Raw genomic sequence first — 23,812 nt, 5'->3', positions numbered from 1 at the left:
GGGACGTCCCGGAGGCTGTCTCGGCCGCCAAGGTCTACGTGACGGGGGCGATTGTCCCTGTCCGGCCTGTCCCGGGCCACGCCGGTCCGGTTCCGGCTTCGCGGCCCGCGTGCGCCCGGGTCGCGCCCGTTCGGTGCCGGCCTCGTGCCCGGCCGCCACGGGCCACGCCCCCGCCCGGCCAAGGGGCCGAGACCGGCCCGCCCCCCACCTCAACCCGCCCCCCACCCCTCACCCACCCCGCCCCTTCCCCGTTCAGTCGCCGCGCGGCACCCAGCGGTGGGTGAAGCGGCTCGACAGCAGTCCGCCGGCCACGGTCGCTCCCGTGCACAGCACCAGGGCCGCCGCCAGCCCGCCGGTGAGCAGGGGGAGCGGGGAGTCGCCGGACGGGGCGAGGAACGCGAGGTTGACGGCCCCGAGCAGCCCGGCGAACGCCGCCGCCAGGGCCAGTGCGCAGGCCGTGGGCACGCCCATGCCCCACCACGCGGTGCGCAGATGGAACCGTACGCCCGAGGTGTAGCCGGCGAGCGGGCGCAGTTCGTCGGCCCGGTCGAGGTAGGCGTGCAGCAGGCCGGCGGCGCCCGTGACCGCGAGGAGGGCGAAACCCGGCGCGGCCAGGAGGAGGACCCAGCCGGCGATACGGGCGCGGGCGCTCGCGCCGATGACGAACTCGTCACCGGGCACGCCCACCGACGGGGCGGCGAGCGTCGCGAACGCCACCCGGCTGACGTGCTCCCGGCCGTCGGACCTCGGGGTCAGCACCACGTAGTCGCCCTCCCCGCCCGTGAGCGGGGCGCGAGACGCGACGGCCCTTACGTTCACGTCGCCGAAGCTCATCCAGCGCAGGGCCTCGGTACGGGCGGTGCGTTCCCGGAACGCCCGGGCTGCGGGCACGGGTTCGGTGCCGGGACAGTCGGACAGGGGGGCCAGGGCCGCCAGATCGCGGCAGTGCCCGAGGAGCACGGGCGGTGCGCCCCCGGCGCCCGGAGCCAGACGGAGCACGCGGTGCTCCGGGCCCAGGGCGGCCAGGAACGCGGTGTGCGCCTTCTCGTCGCCGGTCCCGGTGGAGACGTGGAGCAGCCTGCCGTCCAGCCGTTCGGCGAGCGCAGTGGCGTGCCGGGCTTCCGACGTCAACTCCGTGATGAGGACCTGGACCTGGGTCAGCAGGCCCAGGAGCACGGCGAGCGACGCGCAGGACCGGGCGATCACGCCGGGGTGGGCCGATGCCCAGCGCCCTCCGATCAGCCGGGCGGCGTCGCCGCGCCCGTGCGCGGTCAGCCGGACGGCCGCCCGCGCGGCGGCGCGTCCCAGCAGCGGCGGGAGCCCGGCCATGGCGAGGACCAGGCCGAGCACGAAGATCCGGACGCCCGGCAGATGCCCGATCATCGCTCCCCACAGCGCCAGGAGTGTGCCGGTGCCGCAGAGGTACCCGGGCCAGGCGGACGGCCGGTCCCGCGCCGGCCGTGGCCGGTTGCCCCCGGCGGGACGGATGCGCAGATGCAGCGCCGCGAAGGCCAGGCACAGGACCGTCAGGGCAGGTGGCAGGGAGAGCGGGAACCACAGGCGCAGGGGCGCGAGATCGGCCGCCGCGATCGTGTGCCCGGTGACGGGCAGCCGTACGCCGGTCAGGGTCACGGCCGTCAGCAGAGCGCCCGCGGCCGCGGTGCCGAGTGCCAGCGGGCCCAGGCACTCGCCGACCGCGATCCGTGCGCGTACGGACCGTCCGGCACCGATGGCGTGCAGGACGGCGAGACGCCGGTCGCGCTGCCGGGCGCCGAGCCGCGAGGCGGTGACGAGGAGGACCACGACGGGAAGCGCGAGCAGCGGGGCCATCAGCAACTGGACGTCGGACCGGGCCCGGTCGAAGGACTGGCCGGCGAAGTCGGAGGCCTCCGGGAGCGGAGTTCCGTAGCCGACGACGCCGGCGAAGCCGCCGGGGCCGGCGGAGAGCGCCGTCCCCGGCGGTGGCCGGCGGTAGACGAGGAACTCGGAGGGCTCGGCGAGCCCCTCGGCGGCGATGGCGCCGGCGTGCTTCCCGTAGCGCGTGGACGCGGCCGGCACGGCGTCGAGCAGGGCGGGTGAGACGAACGACTCGCCCGGTTCCGGCCAGCGCGGCAGACCGGGCGGAAGCGGGGCGTCCGCGGCGAGGGGTTCGATCGTCACGACGGAGAAGCCCCGGCCGCCGACCACGTCACGGCTCTCCCACCACCGGGCGGTCGGTCGGGTGCCCGGCTCGGCCGCGGCGCGCACCGGGTGGCGGGCGGCTGTCCGCGCGTCCCGGCCGTCGTAGGCGGCGTCGGTCGCCTGCAGTCCCCAGACCAGCAGGGTGGCGCCCATCGCGGCGAGGACCAGGCAGAGTGCCTGGAGCGCGTTGCGTGGGTCACGGTGCACCGGCGACAGCCTGCGCCCCACCGCGAGGAACTGGGCGGTGGTGCCGCGCCGCGCGGTCCTCGTCATGCCTCCGCCGTCGTGGTGTCCGGTGGGGTTCCGGGCGTCGAGTCGTGCAGCGTGCCGTCGCGCAGGGTCAGCCGGTGGTCGGCGTGGTGGGCGACCACCGGGTTGTGGGTCACGACGACCAGCGCGCAGCCGTACCGGCCGGGCAGCCGGAACAGCGTCTCGCAGACGTCGTCGGTGGTGCGCTCGTCCAGGGCACCCGTCGGCTCGTCGGCGAGGATCAGCGGCGGCCGCGTGGACAGGGCCCGGGCCACGGCGACGCGCTGGCGCTCGCCGCCGGACAGCACGCTCGCGGGCGAGTCCGCGACCCCGCCGACGCCGAGTTCGCCGAGAAGGCTCTCGGCGGTGCCGTACGCCTCCCGGCGTCCCCGGCCGGCGATCAGCAGGGGGAGGGCGGCGTTCTCGACGGCGCTCAACTCCGGGAGCAGTTCGCCGAACTGGTAGACGAAGCCGATCGTGCGCAGCCGCAACGCCGCGGCCCGCGCGGGCCGCAGCGAGGCGACGTCCGTCCCGTCCACCCTGATGGTCCCGGCCTGCGGGGTGTGCAGCCCGGCGAGGCACGACAGCAGCGTGGACTTGCCGCTGCCGCTCGGTCCCATGACGGACAGGGAGGTCCCCGGCCGGGCGGTCAGGTCCGCGTCCCGCAGCAGCGTGCGCCGGCCGATCGCGCAGGTGAGCCCGCGGACCTCCAGGGTGGGGGCGGTCATGGCTACGGGTGCTGCTTCCAGGCGGAGCAGGCGTCGGGGAAGACCGGGATGTTCTCGCACGCCTGGATCCGGTGGACGGGGTAGGTGCCGGTCGTCGAGGTCCTGCAGTAGCCGTCCTTCTCCTCGACCCGGGCGACCGTGTTCGGGACGGTGCGCTTGAAGTTCGCGTAGACGTTGAAGCCGTCGGCTTCCCGGTCGCAGGCCCCGGCGGCCTTGTGGTTGTACGTGATGAACCCGAAGTCGTCGCCCTGGTACACGTAGAAGTTGTCGCCGTACGCCGTGCTCGACCCCAGCAAAGCCGTGGTCAGGCCGATCAGTACCGCGCCCGCTCGCAAGGTTCCCCGACGCACGTCGAATCCTCCACAGGAAGAGGGCACCCGCCGGATGCGGATGCCCGTTCGATGTGTTGCGGCTGTGAACTTATGGGGTGGGTGCGGTGATCAGGTACGGGAGCGGGCCGAGACGGCCGGAAGTCGGCGAGCTGTGGCCTGAAGTGACCAGGCGGTGACGCTTCGTGCGGGACGCGCGCGGGCGGCGCGGGAGCTCAGCCGGCCGTGTTCACCATCGAGGCGGCGGCGTACGTGAGGTAGTCCCAGAGCTGCCGCTCGTGGTCCTCGGAGAGGCCGAGTTCGTCGACCGCGGCCCTCATGTGCCTCAGCCACGCGTCGTGCGCGGCCCTGTCGACGGCGAACGGCGCGTGGCGCATACGGAGACGCGGGTGGCCGCGGTTCTCGCTGTACGTGCGGGGGCCGCCCCAGTACTGCATCAGGAAGAGCGTGAGGCGCTCCTCGGCCGGGCCCAGGTCCTCCTCGGGATACATCGGGCGCAGCAGGGGGTCCTCGGCGACGCCCTCGTAGAAACGCCGCACGAGGCGGCGGAAGGTCTCCTCGCCGCCGACCTGCTCGTAGAAGGTCTGCTCCTGAAGTGTGCCCCGCGGAATCTCGTTCACGGCTCCATGGTCTCAGACGGACCGGACGAGGACCCGGGCCCTAGGACCCCCCCGAGGGAGCACTCCGGCCCGGAGGCGCCCGCCCCGGGTGCTCGCCTCCCGCCCCGGCCCGCAGGACAGTGGAGGCATGGGTGCGGACCGGGAGGCGCGCGCGGTACGGGACCCCTGCGCCGGGCCCGCCGCCGAACTGCGCGCGGCGCTGGTGCGGAGGATGGCCGCGAGCGGCGCGCTGCGCGACCCGGCCTGGCGGGCGGCGTTCGCGGCGGTGCCGCGCCATCTGTTCGTGCCGTACTACTACGTGTCGGCCTTCGCCGGGTACGAGAGGCTCTGGTCGGGCGACTCCGACCCCGACCGGCGCGAACGCTGGCTGAGGGGCGCGTACGCCGACGGTCCGCTCGCCACCCGCGTCCGCGAGGGCGAACTCGTCTCCTCCGGCAGCCGGCCGTCGCTCATGGCGCGGATGCTGGAGGCGCTGGAGGTGGCGGACGGGCACCGCGTGCTGGAGATCGGCGCCGGCACCGGCTACAACGCCGCGCTCCTGGCGCACCGGCTCGGGGACCCGCTCGTGACGACCGTCGAGCTGGACCCGGAGATCGCCGAGTCCGCGCGCGGCCACCTCGCGGCCGCCGGGCACCACCCGACCGTGATCACCGGTGACGGTGCGCGCGGCTGTCCGGTGCGCGCCCCGTTCGACCGGGTCGTCGCCACGTGCGCCCTGCCGTCGGTGCCGCCGGCCTGGCTGCCGCAGTGCACGCCCGGCGGGCTGATCCTCGCCCCGCTCGCCAACGGGCTGGTGGTGCTGCGGGTGCGTGCCGAGGGCCACGCGGAGGGGCGCTTCCTGCACATGCCCGCGTACTTCGTCCCGCTGCGCGGAGGCGGGCCGGTACGGACATCGGTACCGCACGTGGGCGGGCTGCCGCGGCGCGTGGCGGAGAGCGGGCAGTTCTGCTTCCTGCTCACCCTGACCGCGGGCGTGCTGGACCCGCACGAGGCGCTCTCGCTGTGGCAGCGCGAAGGCAGGCCGGAGCGGGAGCGCTTCGGGGTCACCGTGAGCGGGGACAGCCAGTGGGCGTGGCTGGACGAGCCCGAAGGGCCGTATGCCTGGCCCCTCGACGCGCCCGGCCCCGCCCGGTGACCGCGGTCAGCCCCGGCGGACGGTGATCGTCGTCCAGGCGCCCACGTGCACCCGGTCGCCGTCGCGCAGGGGGACGGGGACGTAGGGCTGGATGGGTTCCTCGGCACCGTTCACCGTGGTGCCGTTCGTGGAGTTCTGGTCGACGACGGCCCAGGAGCCGTCGGGCTGCTGCACCAGCACGGCGTGCTGGTGCGAGACGCCCGGGTCCTCCGGCGGCACCGACAGGTCGATGTCGGGGGACTCGCCCGTGGAGTGCCGGCGGCGGCCGATGGTGATCTGGTCGCCGGAGAGCGCGAGTTGCTGCTCCGGCGAGTACGCGGGCAGGTTCAGCCCGGCCGCCTCGGGGCCGCTGCGCTGCATCATCGCCATGAAGTACTCGCGGTCGGGGGCGATGACCGCCGTCCAGCCGGCGGGCTCGTACGGATTCTGCTGCGGAGGCGGGGCCGGCTGGGGCCGCCCGGGCTGGTGCGGGGCGTGCGGCTGCGAGGGCGGGGGGATCGTCCAGTCGTCGTCGGCGCCGCCCTGCGGCCGCTGCGGCGGAGCCGGTACTGCCTGCGGGAAGCCGGGGGGCGCCGGCGGACCCGACGGGAACCCCTGCTGCTGCGGCGGCGGAGGCGGGGCCTGCCGGCCGAACTCGGGCGGGCCGGGGTGGCGCTGCTGTCCGGGCGACTCGGAGACGTCCGCGGAGCCGGACGGGCCCGGCTGCGGGAACGGCGGCGGGGCCGGCGGACCGGCCTGCGGCGGCCGGGGCGCCTGCGGTTCGCCGCCGAGCGGCTCGGCGGGCCGGTTCATCTGCGAGGGCCGCGAGCTCTGGTAGTCGAAGGGGTCCGGCGGGCGCGGCGGCTGCTGGGCCTGGAAGCCGGGCGGCAGGTTCAGCCCTGGCGGCGGACCGCCGGGGCCACCCGGACCGCCGGGGCCCGGCCGGTGGGGCGGGGCCACCGGGGTGTACGACGTCGCCGTGTTCGTGAGGAAGTTCCAGCGGCACTCCTCGCAGTACGGCGCCATCGCCTCGCGGGGGGTTCGGCACTGGGGGCACAGCTCCGCCTGGGCCGTGGCGTTCGGGTCGCCGGGCCCCGGGTAGCCGTAGCCCGGTGCGGGCGGCGGCGAAGGAGCCGGCGGCGGGGGTGGCGGCGGAACCGCGCCCGCCGGAGCCCCCGCCCCGGCCATGCGATGGCCGCAGACCTCGCACCAGTCGTCGGAACCCGACTGGTGTCCGTTCGGGCAGGTCGGCATGTCGGCGCTTCCCCCTCTCCTCCGTCCGGCCGGCGAGCCGGACACTTTGTGCTCTTTGTCGTTTCTCGACTGCTGTCGGCTGGTCTGTGATCGCCGCGTGAACTACTTCTTCACGCGAACTGTCTTGGTGGAGCGTGTTTCGAGTGTCATCTCGTCCGCTTCCGTGACCCTTGCCTTCAGCCGCACAGTACCCGTCGCCGCGTCGACGACGTCCACCACCTTCGCCAGCAGCTTCGCAGTGTCCTCGTTGCCGGAGGCCGCCGCCAGCTGTACGGCGCGCCCGAGTTTCGCGGTGGCGTTGTCGAAATCTCCCGACTTGCGGGCATCCAGACCCTGTTGGATCACCTGTGCCAGTTCGGCCTGACCGGTGTAGTGAGCGACCTGGGGGTTGATGGAGGTCGAAGCCGCCATGTCGTCGGTCCACACCGCCCGTACGAGCCCCTGGGCGAGGGGGCGCGGGGTGCCGCCCGCCGGATCCGGAATGACCAGGGAGGCCCGGGCGGCCAGCATCTCCCGGCCCACGCCCGCCTCCGGCACCCGCACGCACACGTGGTAGTCGCGGGACTCGTCCCCCCACGAGCCGGTCGGGTAGTCCCCGGCGCGCGGCCCCGCCTCCGTGCGCCGGCCGGTCAGTTCCTCGACCGTGGGCGCCACCTGCTTGACGAACGCGACCTCCGCCCCGACGGGCGTCCAGAGCCGCAGCGCCACGTCCGCGACCTCCTTGCCCATCGCGCTCTCCATCATCCGCGTGAAGTCGGCGGCGAGCCCTGAGGGATCGGCGACGATGTCGGCCGTTCCGAGCAGCGCGGAGGCGATGCCCGTGACCTCCTTGACCTCCCAGTCCGTCCCCACGCCGCGGGCGTCGCAGGTGAATCGGCCCGCGCAGGCGTCCAGGGCGGCGCGCAGCTCCTCCGGCGTCTCGTGCTCGTTGCGGCCGTCGGTGAGCAGGATGCCGTGCCGGATGGACACGTCGGCGTCGCCGAGCAGCCGGTCCGCCAGCCGCAGCCAGGTGCCGATCGCGGTGCCGCCGCCGGCGCTCAGCCTGCGCAGCGCCTCCTTGGCCCGGGCCCGCGTCGTGGCGTCGGCGGTCGCCAGCCGCCCGCCGCCCGGGTACACCTCGGCGGCCTCGTGCGTACCCGAGACCACGGCGAAGGCCGTGCCGTCGCGCAGGGTGTCGATCGCCGCGGCCGTGGCGTCGCGCGCGTTGCGCATCTTGGTGGGCGGATAGTCCATGGAGCCCGAGCAGTCGACCATCACGACCACGGCGGCGTCCGTCCGCTGTCCGGGTATGGAGGACATCGGGGAAACGGAGGAAACAGAGGAAGGGGAAGAGGAGGCTCCGGCGAGCGGAATGCCGCCGCTCGTGCCGCCGCCGGTGGAGGTGACCGTCACGATCGCGTTCACTTCGCGCCCGCCCTCGGGCAGGAACTCGTTCTGGTACACCTCGACGGAGAACTGCGGCACGTTCGACTTGGAGAAATTGGCCATCTGAACTGGCTCCTCGAGGCTCAGCTGGGCAGACAGACGTGTGGAAAAGGGTGCCGAACGGGCGCCGGGGCGAGGGGATATGGCCTTGTTCAGGCCGATCCTGCCCCCTGTCGCGGCACGGCGAACGGGAGCACGGCCACTGTTACGTTGTCGTGGCCCCCGCCGTCGAGGGCGTGGCCGACCAGGACCTGCGCCCCGTGCAGCGGACGGCCCGCAGCGTCGGCCGGCAGGACCTGCGCCATGTCCTCCGGCGCCTCCGCGTAGTTCCACAGCCCGTCCGTGCAGACCACCACCACACCGGGACGGTCCGGCTTGAACGAGGCCGTGTGGGGCTCCAGCTCGTAGGCGTCCGCGCCGAGCCAGCCGGTGATCGCGTGCGCGCGCTCGTCCGCGTACGCCTCGGCCTCGCTCATCAGACCGGCGGAGACCATCTGGGCCGCCCAGGAGTCGTCCTCGGTGAGCCGGGCGGGCGGTCCGCCGCGGTCGTCGGGGACCCAGTACGCGCGGCTGTCGCCGACCCAGCCCACCACCAGCAGGTCGCCGGCGGCGACGGCACCCACCAGCGTGCACGCGGGAGCGTTCTGATGGCGGTGCGGGTCGTGCTCCATGGCCGCGCCGGGCTCCGCCGCCAGGGAGTTCACCGCAGAGGCGGCGGCGAGGATCGCGTCGTGCATGGCCTGCTGCGGATGCGTGCCCCGGGGCAGCGATTCCAGCAGGTGCTCGTTGGCGCAACTCGCCGCGGCCGAGGACGCGTCGTCGGGCCGGGTGGCGGAGGACACGCCGTCGCAGACGATCGCGATCACGGCGGGGGAGCCGTCGGGCAGGGCCGTGGACGACACCGCGAACGAGTCCTCGTTGCGGTGGTGCCGCAGACCCCGGTCGCTGACCGCCGCGACCGAACCCAGCTCCTGCTCCATGTGGTCGCGTTCGCGCGGCTGGGCGTGCCCGCAGTTCTCGCAGTAGCCGTCGGGGTCCACATGGCCCGCGCGGCACGCGACACAGAGCTTCGCGCCGGGCGGGGGCGCGGTGGCGTGTCCACCGGAGTGCCCGGCGGCACGTGGATCGGGAGCGGCCGGCTCGAAGTCGCCGGACCCGGGAGCGGAACCCGAAGCGGATCCCGGACCGGCGGCCCGGGGCGCCTCGGGGCCGCCGGCCTCCGGTCCGCCCGGTCCGACCCGCGCGGCGGCACCGGCCTGCTGGGCCGGTGAGGGGGCCGCGGCGGCGGCCGGCGCCGCGGCCGGGCCGTCGAAGCGGACGGCGGCCCCGGGCAGTTCCCGGCCGCCCGAGTCCGTACCCGGCACCTCACCGGACCGCTGCGACGTCCCCGGCCGGCCGGCGCCGTCGGCCTCGGGCCAGTCCACCTGCGTACCCGTCGCGACCGTGGGGCGGTCCCGGGGCGGTTCGGGTACGACGGACAGGTCGTACCCGCACGCTCCGCAGAACAGATCGCCGGATTCGAGCGGTTCCTCGCATCCGGGGCACTTCGACCAGGCCGCCTGCTGGGGCATCTGCGGCGTCATTCGCTTTCACCTCGCCTTGATGTGCCGGGCGCGCCTCGGTCCTTCCGCCGGAGGTCCGGGGACCTGTCCCCGCGACAGCACAGCATCACACCCACGTCCGGGGGCGGTAGCGGTTGGCCCGCTCCACCAGTTCGATGCGCTCCTCGCCGTTCGGGGCGAGCCGGGCGAGCACCCGGAACGAGCGTTCAAGGCCGAACCGCAGTCCGCGTTCGTCCAGTTCGCTGCCGAGCAGAACAGTCCTCGCCGGCCTGGCGCCGGCACTGCCGGAGAGTACCCAGTCCAGCGCCGTGCCCAGAACCTCCGTGGACAGCCGCTCGCGCCGCACGGCGTCAAGTCCGAGTCCCTCCAGCGCGGTGACCTGGTCGGCGGCGGCCGTGAGGTCGTCGATGAGCGGATCCTGTACGGCGCGTCGGCGCAGCCGTGCCCGTACCGCCGCGACCCGGGCCGCCGTGTAGTGGATCGACGCCTCCGGGACGGAGTCCAGCGTGCGTACGGCCGCGGCGCGGTCGCCGGCCGCGAGCTGCACCCGGGCCAGACCGAACGCGGCGCTCACATAGCTCGGGTCCGTGGCCCACACCAGGCGGTAGTACTCCGCGGCGTTGTCCAGCTGCCCCAGGACCTCGGCGCAGACGGCGAGCGCCAGCTTGGGCGAGGCCTCGCCCGGGAACGCGTCGTAGACCGCGTCGAACGACAGCGCGGCCGTCTCGTCGTCGCCGGTGGCCAGCGAGGCGATGCCGCGGTACCAGACGACCCGCCAGTCGTCGGGGTGCCGGGCCTCGAGATCCGCCAGCGAGGTCGTCGCGGAGGTGAGTTCGCCCATCTCCAGTCGGGCCCGCAGCTCGCGCAGCCGCAGCTCCAGGGAGTTCGTCGGCGCGCCGTGCAGCGCGGCGATCAGCTCTGCGGGCGCGGAGGCCATCAGTCCGGCGAGGAAGCCGGCGTTGGGGTCGTTCGGGTCGACCCGGGGGACCGGCAGCGCGAGTGCGGTGGCGCGGACGTCCAGGCCGGCGAGGTGCGACTGCGGGGCCGCCGCCCGCTCCCCTCGCTGTACGGGCGCCGTCGCACCGGCCGGGGCGGGCGCGTACGGATACGGGATGGCGGGGCCGCCGGTCCCGGGGGGTCCCGCCGTTCCCGTGGCCCCCGGCGCCGCGCCGGCGTACGGATGGCCGACTGCCGACTGGGCCGGTACCCGCGCGGGCGGGAGGGCCGGCTGTCCGGGATGCCGCGGTGCGCCGAAGGCGCCGGGCGTCTGCGGGGCGGGGGCCGCTCCTGTGCCGCCGCCGCGGCGCGGGGTCCGCCGGGCACCCAGCACCGAGACCTCGCCGTGGAGTTCGGCGAACAGTTGGGTGTCCGTGACGCGCAGCTCCGGGCCGAAGAGGGTGGACAGCGACGGGCGCGGCCGGCCCGTCTGGAGCGCCACGACCTCTCTCAGCACGCCCGTCAGCTGGTCCGCCATCTCCTGCGCGGAGGCGAACCGGCGGGCCGGGTCGGGGTCGGTCGCGCGGACGAGGAGCCGGTAGAACGACTCGTACGTCCGGAACACCTCGATGTTGTCCGGGTCCGGGAGGGAGTCCACGAAGACGTTCGTGTAGCCCTGGAAGTCGAACGTGAGCACCGCGAGGGTGCGCGCCACCGTGTAGAGGTCCGAGGCGACCGACGGGCCCACTTCGGCGACCTCCGGCGCCTGGTAGCCGACCGTGCCGTAGATGGCCGATTCGTCGTCGTCCATCCGGCGCACGGCGCCCATGTCGATGAGCTTGAGCTGGTCCTCGGTCTGGATGGCGTTGTCGACCTTGAAGTCGCAGTACAGCAGGTTGCGGCTGTGCAGATGCCCCAGCGCCTCGAGCGCCTCGATCCCGTAGGCGCACGCCTGCTCGACCGGCAGCGGGTCGCGCCGGCCGTCGGGGGCGCGCCGTTCGTTCGCGATCTCCTTGAGGGACTTGCCACCGACGTACTCCATGACGATGTAGCCGTCCATGGAGCCGGTCCGCTGGTCCAGGTGTTCGACGAAGTTGTAGATGCGGACGATGTTGGAGTGCTCGATCTCCGCGAGGAACCGGCGCTCCGAGATCGCCGCCGCCATCGCGTCCTGGTCGCCCGTGTCCAGCAGGCCCTTGAGGACGACCCAGCGGTCGGAGACCGCCCGGTCTATGGCGAGGTAGATCCAGCCGAGGCCGCCGTGTGCCAGGCAGCCCATCACCTCGTACTGCCCGTGCACGATGTCGCCCTCGCGCAGCTTGGGCACGAAGGAGTACGGGTGGCCGCACTTGGTGCAGAAGCCCTCCGTGCGGCCCGGCCGGTCGCCGCGCGCCCGGCCCACCGGCGCCCCGCACTCGCTGCGGCTGCAGAATCGCTTCCGCTCCGGGACCTCCGGCTCGGCCATCACCGCGGAACGCGGGTCGGGGCGCGGTACGTCCGGGACGGAGACCAGCCCGGCTCCCAGGCGGTTCCGCCCGGAGGAGGAAGCCGACGAGCCCGAGCTGCGGACCGACACCGAGCGGCCCGAGGTGCGGCCGGACAGCGAACGGGACAGGCGGCCCGAGACCGACCGCCGTGACGTCGAGGAGCGCGACGACCGGGCCGAACGGGACGAGCGGGAGCCCGACGGCGAACTTCCCCGGTCCGAACCGCTGTTCCCGCTCCGCCCGCCCCCGGTCATGCCGGTGGGCGGCGACGACAGCGCTCCGTTCCTCGCGACGACCGGGGCGAGTCCGCAGGTGTCGCAGTAGAGTTCGCCGTCGCCGACGTCCTCGTAGGCGCCCTCGCAGCCCGGGCGTTGGCATGCGCCCGTGGGTGTGCCGGGGCCCGCGGTGGTGCCGTTGGTGCTGTTGCCGGTTGCGGGTGTGGCGGTGCGTCCCGCTTCCGGGGCGAGTCCACAGGTGTCGCAGTACAGTTCGCCCCCGCCGACGTCCTCGTAGGCGCCCTCGCAGCCCGGGTGGCTGCACTTCGTCAGGTCACTCACGGCTCCCCCTGCCTGCTCGCCTGCCCGGTCACCGATGCCGCGGACGGGATCCGCGGCACGGCGGTGACGTGTGCGCGGATCACGATCCCCCCTGGTGGCCGGTGCCGTCCACGGGGCCCGGCTGCCGGGGCACCAGGACCTCCGCGGCGGCCCGCTGGTAGCGCAGGACCGCCTGCTCGGCGGCGCGCAGATCGCACGGCGCGCTCCACAGCATCCGGCGCGCCGCGTCGTACCGCTCGATCAGCAGCGGGTCCTCGGCCATACCGTGCCGGGCGACCTTCGCCTTGTACGCGTCGAGACGTCCGCGCAGCTCCGCACGGACCGCGAGCGGCGCCGTCACGGCCGTCAACGACTCACGGGCCCGCATCAGTTCGTCCTCCGCCTCCCGCTCCAGGGACTCCAGCAGCGGGGACAGCCGGTGCCACTGGGCGTGCCTGCGGTACTCGGCGGCGGTGGCCAGCCGCTCCTGCAGCACGGTCGGCGGGCCGCTGACCGCGGGCACCTCGGACGCCGCGATCTTGGCCAGCACCTCGCCGCGTGCGGCACGTGCCTCCGTGAGCGTGCGGTCCGCCCGGGAGAGCACGTCCCGCAGCCGGAGCAGCCGGGTCTCCGAGTCCTGCCGTACCGCGAGGACCGCCTCGATCTCACGGCGGACGTCCTCCAGCGCACGCGCGGCGTGGTCGTAACGTCCCGTGTCGGGCCGGCCGCCGCCCGGAGCCGAACTCGCCGTCGCCGGCGACCAGAAGGCCAGCGGGTCCGACACGACCTGCGCCCGCAGCGAGGACAGCTCGTGGGTGATCGCCTCCAGCTCGTCGCCCGCCGGGTGCTCGCCCGGCCGCACGCCCACCGAGTGGGCCAGCGAACGCGTGCGCTGCAACTCGGCTGAGAGGAGGTCGATCCGCGCGGGCAGCGCCGACCACACCGCGTCGGCGGCCACCACCACGTCCAGGGAGCGGGCGTACAGCGTGTTCATCCGGCTGACCAGGCCCTCCAGCGTGAAGCGCTCGGAGAGCTTGGCCGGTCCCGTCACGGACGGCGCGGGATGGGCGGCGGCACTCGCGACGGTGACGCTGGGACCGCGCAGCCGGTCGGTCAGCGCCACCAGGTCGTCCCGGCTCGGCCAGCGGCGCCGTGCCCGCAGCTCACGCGCCGAACGCAGGGCCCCCGCGTACGCGTCGAAGTAGCCCCACAGCAGCGTGATCGCCTGCTCGGTGGAGGCCCACCGGTCCTTGGTGACACCCGTCAGCTCCGCCCCCTCCAGGAGCCTGCGGCCCGCATGGTCCTGCAGGGCGAGGAGCGAGGTCTCGATCGCCTCGTGCTCCTCCCCGAGCCGCGCCAGCGCACGGTCCACCTCGTCCCGGTCCATCACCGGCCCAGGGGGTCCCGCGACGCCCATCGATCACCTCTCCGCTCGTGTACTCGGATCCACGGCCGGACGTCCAGGCCGGCCCGGCTTCCCTGCCGGACCGCCCTGTTCCGCCGGCTGTCTTCCCAACGGTCTCAATTGTCCCGGTACTTCGGTGCCGGGGGACCCGATATACCGGGCAGGTCCTTCTTCAGCCACTTGACGTACGCCTGCATCCAGGGGCCCGTCCGGTACTCCTCCAGCACCTTGTTCACCCTGCGGACCAGGTCGTCCCTGCCCAGTCTGGCGGCCACGCCGTAGTACTCGGTGGTGAAAGGCCTGTCGCCTTTGAGTTCGACGGATGGGTCCTGGGCGGCCTGGCCCGCGGCGAGGGCCGCGTCCGTCACGACCGCGTCCACCTCGCCCAGTTGCAGCCGGACCAGGCAGTCCAGCTGGTTGGGGACCGTCAGCCTGTTCCGGTCGCCCGGGCCGTCGTCGTCCTCGTCCTGGAAGACCGCCCCGTGCGGGTCCTTCTCCAGCGCCTCGTACGCCGTCGACCCCTCCGCGGAGCAGACCCGCCGGCCCTTGAGGGACCCGTCGAAGCCGGTGATCCCGGACTGCCGGGGGGCGAGCACCTGCTGTCCGGTCTGGAAGTAGGCCGTGGAGAAAGCGACCTGCTCGATCCGGGCGCAGTTGATGGTCATCGTCCGTACGACGAGGTCCACGGTGCCGTTGTTGAGCGCCGTGATCCGCTGGTTGGTCGGCACCGCCCGGAAGATGATCTTCTCGGGATCGCCGAGGATGTCCTGCGCGATCGCCCGGGCCAGATCGATGTCGAAGCCCTCCAGCTTGCCGTCCGCCCGGCGGTAGCCCCAGCGGTAGCTGTTCTGGTCGACGCCGACGACCAGCTTGCCGCGCCGTTTGATCTCCTCGATCGCCGGGCCGTCCGCCGAGGACGGCCGCAGCGACGCCTCCGGGCTCGTGCAGTCGTCCGCCTTCGCGGGCGGCACGGCCGCCGGATCGGCACCCGGGGTCACACCGGCGGGCGGCCCCCCGTGCGAGAGGGGGACCAGGGTGAGGGCGGCGGTCAGCGCGCAGGCCGCCGCCATCCCGGCGACACCGCCCCAGCCGCGCAGCCGGTCGGCGAGGCGTCCCCGCCGGCGCGGAACGCGCGGCCGGGCGGCCCCGCCGTCAGCGGTGGCACCGGCCTCCGGTGTCACGTCCGGTGCCGCTCCCGGCAACGAGTCAGCCATCTCTCCTCCTCTCACCGGTACTCCGAAAGCCTGCGGCCGATGCCCAGGACGGCTCCGACCGCCCCGAGGACCGCCAGCACGGCCGCGCCGACCGGCAGGGCCGCCAGCGCGCCCCGGCCGCCCTCGGCGGATTCGGTGAACTCGGCCTGCTCGTGCGCCAGCGCCTTCTCCAGCGCGGCGTCCACGCGGTCGAAGCACTGGCCCGTGGAGCCCTCGCTGCCGATCACCTTGGCCAGCGCGCCGTCGTAGTCGCCCGCCCTGTCCGTCTCACCGGCGTCCTTGTGCCGGTTCTTCCACTCCGACGCCGCCGAGACCGCGTCGGCGACCGGCGTGCGGCCCGCGCCGTCGTCGGCGAGCTGCCCGGCGCGGCCGAGCGAGGCGGTGAGACTGCTCATGCCCGCGGTGTAGTCCGTCTCGTACTTGTCGCTCTTGCCGTCCGCGGTGAGCACCGCACCGCGAGCGACCAGGGTCAGGTTCTCATTGGCCCGGGCCTTCAGGCTGCTGATCCGGGCGTCGTTGAGGACCTTCAGCGACTCCTGCCCCTTGGCGCGGGCCTCGTCGAGACCCGCCCTGGCGACGGCGTGCCCGACGCCCAGCCAGAGCAGCACCACCGTGGACGCGGCGGTCGCCGCGAGCAGTCCGTGGTTGAACACCCGGTTCGTGCGCCGGTAGTTGCGGTGCTGGGCCCAGACCAGTCCGCCGATCGCGACCACTCCGAGCCCCAGCGACACGAAGGGCCACAGCCGGGCGTCGCCGTGGTCGTCGTCGAGCCGGGCCGTCTCCTCCTCGTACAGCTTCTGGGCAGCCGGGAGCAGCTCGGTGGTCATCAGCTGGTTCGCGTACCGCAGGTAGGCGCCGCCCAGCGGCAGGCCCTGGCGGTTGTTGGCCCGGGCCCGCTCGACGAGGCCCGTGTAGCGGGGGAGCTGTTCGTTGAGCGTGGTGATCCAGCGGCGCGAGTCGGTCGAGCCGTCCGTGTTCGCGGCGGCCTTCACGAGCAGCCGGGAGGCGCTGGCGATGTCCCGGCGATAGCGCTCCCGTACCGCCGCGGGCTCCTGCGCCCCGGCCAGGAAGCCGCTCGCGGCGGCCGTGTCGGCGTCGGCGAGCGAGCGGTAGATGCTCGCCGCGTCGGCGCTGAGCGGCTGGCTGCGGTTGACCACGGCGTCGGCGGAGGAGGCACGGTCGGCGATCTCGAGGGCCGTCACCGCGCCGAACGCCACGACCAGCGCGGCCAGTACGGCGCCGATGATCCGCAGCCGGCCCGGCTCCGTCGTCGCGGCGGCGCGCAGCTGCGCCGTCGTCTCCGCCCAGGCACTGCGCCGCGCGGGCGGTGCCGGGGGCGGTGCGGACCCCTCGGCGGAGGGCCCCGATCCCGGGCCGGGCGGCGGCCCCGGCTGCGCCGGGACGTACGGCGCCGGCGGCGCGGGCGGGCCTGCCGCGCTCGGCATGTGTGTCACTTGACCTCCCCCTCGGTCACTGACGGCGTCCCACCTCCCGCGGGCGGGGGACGGCTTCCGGCCAGAAGTATGGCCGCGGGGGCGGACATTCCACACCCAGGATTCACTGGATCTTGTGCCATCCGGCGTGTCGCGTCAATGCCGCCCCCTGTTCAGCGCCCCTCCCATGAATACGCCGCCGGTGGCCGATCGGTTCCGCGCGGCCGTCCCCGACGAGCCGGGCGCGCCGCCGTGCGCCCGGGCGCGATCCGCGCGCGCCCCCTACCGCGGACCGGCCTGTTCCTCGTAGCGGGACCGCAGCCGGGCCCGTGCGGCGGCGGGCGCGCCGAGGTGGTCGAGGCCCAGCAGGGCCGCGCCCAGGACGGGTGGTGCCGTCACCACGGACACGACGGCCTTCGGCGCCCGGAGGGCGAGCGACTCCTCGATCCCGGCGTCGAGCCGGGGATGCCGCGCCGCCAGCACGCTGCCGCCGAGCACCACGGGCACCTTCTCGTCCAGCAGGCCGAGCCGGCCGAGCGCCACCGTGGCCATCAGGACGACCTCCTCGGCGAGCCGGTCGACGATCGCGCCCGCCACGGCGTCACCGGCGGCAGCGGTCGAGAACAGGACCGGGACGAGCCCGTGCCTGCGCCCGGGTGCGACACGGCCCAGATGCAGTGCCTCGATGAGCGCGTACATCGACGGCAGGCCGAAGTGCGCGGGGAGCGTGCGGGCGAGTGCGGTCGGTTCCCCGCGCCCGTCCTCGGCCCGTGCGGCGAACCACACCGCCTCCTCGGCGAGTCCGGCGCCCCCTCCCCAGTCCCCGGAGATCCTGCCGATCGCCGGGAAGCGGGCGGTGCGGCCGTCCGGCGCCATGCCCACGCAGTTGATGCCGGCGCCGCAGACGACGGCGACGCCCCTGGGCTCGTCGACCCCGGCCCGCAGGATCGCGAAGGTGTCGTTGCGGACCTCGCTCGTCCCGCCCCAGCCGCGGGCCCGTACCGCGGCCGCCAACTCCTCCTCCTCGACGGGCAGATCGGCGTTGGCCAGACAGGCCGAGACATGAGCGACGGACCCGAACCCGGCGCTGCCGAGGGCCTCGCGCACCGTGCCGTCCAGTTCGTCGAGCGCCGCCGCGACCCCCACCCTCGGAGGCTGGAAGCCACCGCCGCGGGCCGTGCCCAGCACCGAGCCGTCCGCGCCGACCACCGCCACGTCCGTCTTGCTGTTGCCGGCGTCCACGGCGAGCACCGCGGCCGCGGGACCGCCCGCCCCCGGGCCGTGGACGGACGGGCCGTGCGCGGCCGGGACGTTCACGCCCACGGAAGGTGCTCCCGGTTGTGGGCGACCAGGCGCTCCGTGAGCGCTTCGGCGTACTCGTACTGACCGACCAGCGGGTGGGCCAGCAGCGCCTTGAAGACCCGGTCGCGGCCGCCGCGCAGCGCCGCCTCCAGCGCCAGCTCCTCGTAGGCGGTGACGCCCGCGATCAGCCCGCCGTACAGCGGGTCGACGTCGGGCAGCGGCAGCGGCGCCGCGCCCTTGGTGCCGACGGCGGCCTGCACCTCGACGACGGCGTCGTCGGGGAGGAACGGCAGCGTGCCGTCGTTGTACGTGTTGACCACCTGGTACGGGCTGCCCGTTCCCCCGAGGAGCGCCGCGACGAGGTCGACGGCGGCCTCGGAGTAGTAGGCGCCGCCGCGTGAGGCCAGCAGTTCCGGTTTCTCGTCCAGCGACGGGTCGCCGTACATCTCCAGGAGCCGCTTCTCCATCGCCGCGACCTCCGCGGCCCGGGAGGGCCTGGTCCGCATCTCCCGGACGACCGCGTCGTGCGCGTAGAAGTAGCGCAGGTAGTACGACGGGACGACGCCGAGGCGGTCCAGGATCTGTCGCGGGAGCCGCAGGTCCCCGGCGATGGCGTCGCCGTGCTCGGCGAGCAGCCGCGGCAGGACGTTCTCGCCCTCCGGACCGCCCAGCCGCACACCCGTCTCCCAGGTCAGATGGTTGAGGCCCACGTGCTCCAGGTGCACATCGCCCGGGGCGGTGTCCAGCAGCGCGGCGAACTTCCGCTGCAGGCCGATCGCGACGTTGCACAGTCCGACCGCCCGGTGGCCGGCCTGGAGCAGTGCGCGGGTCACGATGCCCACCGGGTTGGTGAAGTCGACGATCCACGCGTCCGGGGCGGCGCGTCGCACCCGTTCGGCGATGTCCAGCACCACCGGGACGGTGCGCAGCGCCTTGGCCAGACCGCCGGCGCCGGTCGTCTCCTGTCCGACGCAGCCGCACTCCAGCGGCCATGTCTCGTCCTTCTCCCGCGCGGCCTGGCCGCCGACGCGCAACTGCAGCAGCACGGCGTCGGCGCCCGCCACCCCGGCGTCCAGGTCCGCGGTGGTCGTGATGGTCCCGGGGTGGCCCTGCCGGGCGAAGATGCGCCGGGCGAGCCCGCCGACCAGGTCCAGCCGGACGGCCGCGGGGTCGATCAGGACCAGCTCGCCGATCGGCAGGGTCTCCCTCAGCCGGGCGAAACCGTCGATCAGTTCGGGGGTGTAGGTGGACCCGCCACCCACGACCGCGATCTTCGGGTGCCGGGGGTTCGGGGGCTGCCCCCCGCTGGTGTGCGGCATGTGTCTCTCAGCCCTTCACTCCGGTCAGTGTGACGCCCTCGACGAAGGCCTTCTGTGCGAGGAAGAACACGACGATCACGGGGGCCATGACCATCACGGTCGCGGCCATCGTCAGGTTCCAGTCCGTCTGGTGTGCGCCCTTGAAGGACTCCAGGCCGTAGGAGAGCGTCCAGGCGGCGGGGTTCTCCGAGGCGTAGATCTGCGGGCCGAAGTAGTCGTTCCAGCAGGAGAAGAAGTGGAACAGCGCCACGGCGGCGATCGCCGGCCGCGCCATCGGCAGCACGATCCGCACCATCGTGCGGAACTCGCCGCAGCCGTCGATCCTGGCGGCCTCCGTGTACTCCCTGGGGATCGTCAGCATGAACTGCCGCAGCAGGAAGATCGTGAACGCGTTGCCGAAGGCGAACGGGACGATCAGCGGCCACAGCGTGCCCGCGAGGTCCATCTGCTTGGCCCAGAACAGGTACATGGGGACGACGACCACCTGCGGCGGCAGCATCATCGTGGCGATGACCAGCATCATCGCCAGACCTCGGCCGCGGAAGCGGAACTTCGCCAGCGCGTAGGCGACCGGGATGCTCGACGCGACCGCGAGGACGGTGCCGAGGCCCGCGTACAGCAGCGTGTTGCGCCACCAGGTGAGGAAGCCCGGGGTGTTCCACACGGCGGCGAAGTTGCCCCACTCCCAGGTGCGCGGCCACAGTTCGCGGGTGAGCGCCTGATCGTCGCTCATCACCGCCGTCAGGAAGACGAACACGAACGGCAGCAGGAAGAACAGCGCGGCCGCGAGGGCCAGGGAGTGGACCGCGATCCACTCCAGGGTGGCCCTGCGCCGCGCGCCGCGCCGGGCGGCGGAACCGCCTCCGCGGGCGGGGCGCACGGCGGACGGCGCGGGGTCGAGGGTCGTGGTCATCGATCAGTCCTCCGCCGAGAGGAAGCCGGAGCGGCGCCTCATCAGGAACGCTGTGAACACCATGGCCAGTGCGAACAACACCAGCGCGACGACACACGCGGCACCCGTGTCGAAACGCTGGAAGCCGAGGTTGTAGACGATCTGCGGGACGGTGAGCGTGGACCTGTCCGGATAGCCGGGCTCGAACTGCTGCCCGGAGCCGCCGATCACCCCGCTGGCGACCTTCGCCGCCACGATCGGCTCCGTGTAGTACTGCATGGTCGCGATAACCCCGGTGACGACGGCGAACAGCACGATGGGCGAGATGTTGGGCAGCGTGACGTACCGGAACCGCTGCCAGGGTCCGGCCCCGTCCAGCTCGGCGGCCTCGTACTGCTCCTTCGGAACGTCGAGCAGCGCCGCCATGAAGATCACCATCAGGTCGCCGACGCACCACAGGGCGAGGATCGTCAGCGAAGGCTTCGACCAGGACGCGTCGTTGAACCAGCCCGGCTCCGGCAGGCCCAGCGCCGCGAGCACCGTGTTCGCCGGTCCCGTGCCCGGGTTGAGCAGGAAGACGAACGACATGGTCGCGGCGACCGGCGGGGCCAGGTACGGCAGGTAGAAGAGCGTCCGGAACAGTCCCGCGCCCGTCCTCAGCCGGGTGACCAGCAGCCCGATGCCGAGGCCGAAGACGACCCGCAGGGACACCATCACCGCGATCAGCCAGAGCGTGTTGGCCAGGGCGGGCCAGAAGAAGGGGTAGTCGACGAGGACGTACGTCCAGCTCCTCAGTCCCACCCAGGTGGGCGCGGTGAACCCGTCGTACCTCATGAAGGAGAAGTAGACGGTGGAGACCAGGGGGTAGGCGAAGAAGACGCCGAACCCGATCAGCCAGGGCGAGAGGAACGCGGCCGTGCGCAGCCGCCGCCGGACCCGCCTGGCCCGCAGGGCGGGATTCCCCCGCCCTGTCCGCGGCCGCGCCGCGGCGGGGTGTGCCGCGGTCATCAGCGCGCCTGCTCGTTGTCCTTGTCGACCTGCGCGTCCGTCCGCCGCAGCCCCGCGTCGAGGTCCTTCTCCCGTCCGGCCTCGTACCGGACGCCGAAGTCCTGCGCGGTGAGGAGGAAGGCGCCGCCGTTCACCGAGGACGGCGCGTGCGAGCTCTTCGGGTGCTGGGCGATACCGACGAACGTGCGGTAGACGGGGTCGTCGCTGAGCTTCGGCGACTTCAGCGCGGCCTGCGTGGAGGGGACGTTGTGGATGGCGTTGGCGAAGGAGACGACGGCGTCGGTGTCGGTCGACAGGTACTCCACCAGCTCCCAGGCGGCGTTCTTCCTCTCGCTGGTGCCGGCGATGCCGAGGATCGTCCCGGACAGATAGCCCTTGCCGTAGTCGGCGGCCTGGTCGTCGGGGACGGGGAAGGGCGCCGCGCCGATCTCGAACGGCAGCCCCGCGTCCTTCGCCATCCTGCCCCGCCACTCGCCGTCGAGCTGCATGGCGACCTGGCCGGTGTGCAGCGGGTGCTTGGGGCCCCACTCGTCGCCGAGCGCGCTGCGGAACTTCTCCAGCTTCCGGTGGCCGCCCAGCTTGTCGACCAGTCCCTTCTGCCAGGTGAGCAGGGCCTTGACCTGGGGGTCGGCGGCGAGGGCGGACCTGCCCCGGTCGTCGAGGTACCGGACGCCGAACTGCGCGGCGTAGTGCTCGAAGGTGGTCTCGTAGCCCTGGAAGTTCGGCATGAAGCCGAGCTGTTCGTAGGAGTCCCCCTTGACCTTCGTGAGCTTCGCCGCGACCTCGTCGAACTCGGACAGCGTCTTCGGCGGGGCGGTGATGCCGGCCTCGGCGAACGCCTTCTTGTTGTAGTACAGGCCGTACGCGTCACCGAGCAGTGGCACGGTGCAGCGCTTCCCTTCGTGCTCGGTGTACTTGGCCATCTGGGGGAGGAAGGTCTTCGCCGGGTCGATCCCCGCCTTGTCGAGGAACGGACCGAGGTCGGCGAGGGCGTTGGTGGAGCAGAAGCGGCCGACGTTGTCGGTGGTGAAGGAGGAGACGACGTCGGGGGCGTTCGAACCGCCCGCGCGCAGGGCCTGGTTGAGCTTGTCGTCGGTGATGCCCTTGACCACCCGGACCGTGATGTTGGGGTGCTTCTTCTCGAAGGCCGCGATGTTGTCCTCGATCGCCGCCACCTCGCCGGGTGAGCTCCAGCCGTGCCAGAAGGTGAGCGTGGTCCGCGCCTTCGGGTCGTCGGTCGCGCCGGTGTCGTGGGAACCCGTGCAGGCGGTGGCGAGCAGGGCCATCGAGGCGGTCGAGGCGAGCGCGACGGCTGTGGAGCGGCGTCTTCCGGGCATGACGGTGTCTCCCTGGGGGCGGGGCGGACGGGTCGGGGGATGCGCGGAGTGCGGGTTTCGGGTGTCGCGGTCCGGGGTGAGGCCGCGGACGGGGATCGGGGATCGGGGATCGGGGATCGGGGATCGCGGTTCAGCGGGAGGTGTCGAACACCTCGTCGCGCGTGGCCGCCAGGGCGCTCTCCAGCGCCCCGCGCAGCACGGGGTGTTCCTGGACGTCCCCGATGACGAGCCGCGGCCGGGACGGGGCCAGCTCGGCCAGCTCCGACTGGACCCGTGCGCGCAGGGGTTCCCCGCCGGCCGCGATGAGCGGCCCGGAGAGGACGACGAGTCCGGGGTCGAGAACGGCGGTCATCGAGGCGAGGCCGGTGGCCAGCGCGGTCGCGAAGGTGTCGAGCAGCGCGCGGTACGGCCCCGCCTCCGCCTCCGCCGCCCGCGCCAGCAGGGTGGCCGCCACCTCGTGGTGGGGGCCCTGGGGGACGTCGGCGATGCCCAGTTCGCGGGCCAGACGGGGCACCGCCTGGGCGCCGGCCAGCTCCTGGAAGCCGCCGCTGCCCGCCTTCGAGACCTGCCGCACGAGCGGGGTGCCGGGCACCGGAAGGAAGCCGATCTCGCCCGCGCCGCCGGTGAAGCCGCGGTGCAGCCGGCCGCCGATGACGAGCGCGGCTCCGAGCCCCTCCTCGTTCCACAGCAGCACGAAGTCGTCATTGCCCCGCGCGGCACCCAGCCGCTGCTCGGCGACGGCGACCAGATTGACGTCGTTCTCGTACTCGACCGGCATGGGCAGCGCCGCCGCGAGTTCGTCGAGCAGCGTGGGGGCGTGCCAGCCGGGCAGGTGGGAGGCGTACCGCAGCCTGCCCGTGGACGGGTCGAACGCGCCCGGGGTGCCGACGACGAGGCGGTGCACGTCGCCCCGTGTGATCCCGGCGGCCTTCACCGCTCCGTCCAGTGCTCCGGTGACCTGCTGCACGACGCTCGCCGGCCGCCGCCCGCGGGTCTCGACGACGTGCTCGCCGACCGTCGCGCCGGTGACGTCGGCGACGGCCGCGCGGATGCGCTTGGGGGTCACGTCGAGGCCGGCGGCGAAGGCGGTACGGGCGTTGATCGTGTACAGCTGGGCGTTCGGCCCCGGTCTGCCCTCGGTGGTGCCGGTCGCGACGACCAGCCCCGCGGCCTCCAGCCGTGCCAGCAGCTGGGACGCGGTGGGCTTGGACAGTCCGGTGAGCTTGCCGATCCGGGTGCGCGAGAGCGCCCCGTGCTCCAGCAGCAGATCGAGCGCCGCACGGTCGTTCATGGCTCGGAGGACTCGGGGGGTCCCGGGGGTGGTACCGGCCACGACGACGCACCTCGCCCTTCACGCACCGCGCTGTTAGGAAAGTTTCCTATCTAGCCAGAAACCTAGGTCGCGGTCATGGGCTCGTCAATACCCGGCGGCCACCCGGGGGATGCGGCATGCGAAAGGGCGCCCCCGCCTCTTGGCGGGG

Annotated in this window: 18 protein-coding genes; 1 reads left to right on the top strand and 17 read right to left on the bottom strand. The window is 73.8% G+C overall.

Features of this window, described 5'->3' with window-relative positions; genetic code table 11:
* Positions 1-252: 252 nt before the first annotated feature.
* The 4 genes from QRN89_RS12060 to QRN89_RS12045 form a co-directional block, all read right to left on the bottom strand.
* Entirely contained in the window at positions 253-2,454 is a 2,202-nt protein-coding gene (locus QRN89_RS12060) for a hypothetical protein (RefSeq protein WP_290349347.1), read from the bottom strand.
* On the bottom strand, positions 2,451-3,158 hold the full coding sequence (locus tag QRN89_RS12055) for an ABC transporter ATP-binding protein (protein WP_290349346.1): 708 nt from the start codon (positions 3,156-3,158) through the stop codon (positions 2,451-2,453). Before QRN89_RS12055 ends, QRN89_RS12060 begins: the two co-directional genes overlap by 4 nt.
* Before the next feature lie 2 nt (positions 3,159-3,160).
* Entirely contained in the window at positions 3,161-3,508 is a 348-nt protein-coding gene (locus tag QRN89_RS12050; RefSeq protein ID WP_290349345.1) for a hypothetical protein, read from the bottom strand.
* Between the two features lie 194 nt (positions 3,509-3,702).
* Positions 3,703-4,107, bottom strand: a complete 405-nt coding sequence (locus QRN89_RS12045) for a globin (protein ID WP_290349344.1) — start codon at positions 4,105-4,107, stop codon at positions 3,703-3,705.
* Positions 4,108-4,234: 127 nt separating this feature from the next.
* Here QRN89_RS12045 and QRN89_RS12040 point away from each other — a divergent pair, with 127 nt between their 5' ends.
* Entirely contained in the window at positions 4,235-5,242 is a 1,008-nt protein-coding gene (locus QRN89_RS12040; protein ID WP_290349343.1) for a methyltransferase domain-containing protein, read from the top strand.
* Between the two features lie 6 nt (positions 5,243-5,248).
* Here the strand turns inward: QRN89_RS12040 and QRN89_RS12035 are convergent, their stop codons facing one another.
* From QRN89_RS12035 to QRN89_RS11975, 13 genes are all read right to left on the bottom strand, one after another.
* Positions 5,249-6,475 carry an FHA domain-containing protein gene (locus QRN89_RS12035; RefSeq protein WP_290349342.1) on the bottom strand — a complete coding sequence of 409 codons (1,227 nt, stop codon included), beginning with the start codon at positions 6,473-6,475 and terminating at the stop codon, positions 5,249-5,251.
* A gap of 102 nt (positions 6,476-6,577) precedes the next feature.
* Complete coding sequence (locus tag QRN89_RS12030) at positions 6,578-7,963, bottom strand: vWA domain-containing protein (RefSeq protein WP_290349341.1); 1,386 nt, start codon at positions 7,961-7,963, stop codon at positions 6,578-6,580.
* An 89-nt stretch (positions 7,964-8,052) separates the two neighbouring features.
* Positions 8,053-9,483, bottom strand: coding sequence for a protein phosphatase 2C domain-containing protein (locus QRN89_RS12025; RefSeq protein WP_290349340.1), 1,431 nt, complete (start codon positions 9,481-9,483; stop codon positions 8,053-8,055).
* Between the two features lie 85 nt (positions 9,484-9,568).
* On the bottom strand, positions 9,569-12,442 hold the full coding sequence (locus tag QRN89_RS12020) for a serine/threonine-protein kinase (protein WP_290349339.1): 2,874 nt from the start codon (positions 12,440-12,442) through the stop codon (positions 9,569-9,571).
* Between the two features lie 79 nt (positions 12,443-12,521).
* A complete protein-coding gene (locus QRN89_RS12015; protein WP_392856613.1) occupies positions 12,522-13,838 on the bottom strand; it encodes a coiled-coil domain-containing protein in 1,317 nt (438 codons plus the stop codon).
* Positions 13,839-13,942: 104 nt separating this feature from the next.
* Complete coding sequence (locus QRN89_RS12010) at positions 13,943-15,040, bottom strand: glutamate ABC transporter substrate-binding protein (RefSeq protein WP_290349338.1); 1,098 nt, start codon at positions 15,038-15,040, stop codon at positions 13,943-13,945.
* Between the two features lie 11 nt (positions 15,041-15,051).
* Positions 15,052-16,485: a GlnX family signal transduction membrane protein gene (locus QRN89_RS12005; protein WP_392856616.1), complete on the bottom strand. Its 1,434-nt coding sequence runs from the start codon at positions 16,483-16,485 to the stop codon at positions 15,052-15,054.
* 270 nt (positions 16,486-16,755) lie between these two features.
* The gene (locus QRN89_RS12000) at positions 16,756-17,796 is read right to left on the bottom strand and encodes an N-acetylglucosamine kinase (protein WP_435833248.1); all 1,041 of its coding nucleotides are present in this window, start codon (positions 17,794-17,796) and stop codon (positions 16,756-16,758) included.
* Entirely contained in the window at positions 17,787-19,094 is a 1,308-nt protein-coding gene (locus QRN89_RS11995; RefSeq protein ID WP_290349336.1) for a 6-phospho-beta-glucosidase, read from the bottom strand. Before QRN89_RS11995 ends, QRN89_RS12000 begins: the two co-directional genes overlap by 10 nt.
* A gap of 7 nt (positions 19,095-19,101) precedes the next feature.
* Entirely contained in the window at positions 19,102-20,007 is a 906-nt protein-coding gene (locus tag QRN89_RS11990; RefSeq protein ID WP_290349335.1) for a carbohydrate ABC transporter permease, read from the bottom strand.
* 3 nt (positions 20,008-20,010) lie between these two features.
* Positions 20,011-20,994 (bottom strand): carbohydrate ABC transporter permease, encoded by a 984-nt coding sequence (locus tag QRN89_RS11985; protein WP_290349334.1) that lies wholly within the window; start codon positions 20,992-20,994, stop codon positions 20,011-20,013.
* Positions 20,994-22,331 (bottom strand): ABC transporter substrate-binding protein, encoded by a 1,338-nt coding sequence (locus QRN89_RS11980; RefSeq protein ID WP_290349333.1) that lies wholly within the window; start codon positions 22,329-22,331, stop codon positions 20,994-20,996. The genes QRN89_RS11985 and QRN89_RS11980 overlap by 1 nt, the downstream gene beginning before the upstream one ends.
* A 130-nt stretch (positions 22,332-22,461) precedes the next feature.
* Complete coding sequence (locus QRN89_RS11975; protein ID WP_290349332.1) at positions 22,462-23,664, bottom strand: ROK family transcriptional regulator; 1,203 nt, start codon at positions 23,662-23,664, stop codon at positions 22,462-22,464.
* Positions 23,665-23,812: the final 148 nt, after the last annotated feature.

Origin of the sequence: Streptomyces sp. HUAS CB01 (assembly GCF_030406905.1) — a bacterium.
GTDB lineage: Bacteria > Actinomycetota > Actinomycetes > Streptomycetales > Streptomycetaceae > Streptomyces > Streptomyces chengbuensis.
Note: the sequence above shows the minus strand (reverse complement) of the source record. Positions and strands in the feature narration are given on the sequence as shown.